The organism is Candidatus Termitispirillum reticulitermitis (genome assembly GCF_054655775.1).
On the sequence record NZ_BAAIHG010000175.1, the window covers coordinates 1 to 952 of the forward strand.

At 42.0% G+C, this 952-nt stretch carries 1 pseudogene; it reads right to left on the reverse strand.

What is annotated here, in order from left to right:
* Positions 1-486: 486 nt before the first annotated feature.
* Positions 487-952, reverse strand: a pseudogene (locus AC1MDJ_RS08105) (hypothetical protein); the annotation flags it as partial.

Below are 952 nucleotides of genomic sequence, written 5' to 3' on the forward strand. Positions count from 1 at the left end.
CAGTTAATGGGCTTGAAACAGCTAAAAATGGTAATACAGCGAGAACTGGTATGTCATTGCATCCACGTTTTGCCATACGTGTGTGCCTAGTATAGCGTCTTTGTAGTGTGCAACGCTGGTTTCCTGTGAGCGGATGAATAGCCCTACCCATAAGACGCAGGACGCTCCTGAAACTACGTCTTAATATGGTAGTTTTCTATCTAATCTACTATTTAAGCTACTTGCTCTTGTATTAGCAGGAGTTGGCTCCGTGATAGCAAATGCTGTCTCCAAGATAGCAAAGCATCCCCATGTGTTAACAGGATGGCTAATCAGAACAAGCAATAAATTTGATTTTGAGGATTTGATACTATTATGTACCAGTAGTTATACTTGTTTGTCTCATACTGTATGCTCTTTTGTCTAAAAATAACTCAAAAGATTAGCCCTGATAGTGAACATCCGTAAAGAACAAAAGCCCCCTCACGGGGGCTACTATTAGCTTTGTTATACAATGATGTCGTTCTGAAGTTTCTTGACTTCGGCAAGTGAAAGCCCCACAAGGTCGGCAACATCCTCTACAGGATAGCCATTAGTCAATAGGTTTTTGGCAACGTCCAGTTTCCCTCTCTGTTCCCCTCTTTGCAAGCCTTGCTCTAAGCCTTGCTCTAAACCTTCTTCATACCTAGCCATTTCAGCGTCTTCTTGTGTTAATTCCATAGTTAGCATATTGAACACCTCCACTGAGTGTTTATGTAAAAAATCTCTTAGTATCCCTCGTTCTATACATATCTTTATCGCCCGCTCCATAGCACTAGATAAAGCTACTTTATCCCTGCTATTTACCCCTCTTGTCTCCTGCCTAACTACCTCCACAAACTCCGCATAGTCCCCAAGCGTTCCGCTCGCTTTCAATACCTTGCCATTATGCCCTTTATTAACATTCAGCACACGAGCTTCTAACTCTAAAAAG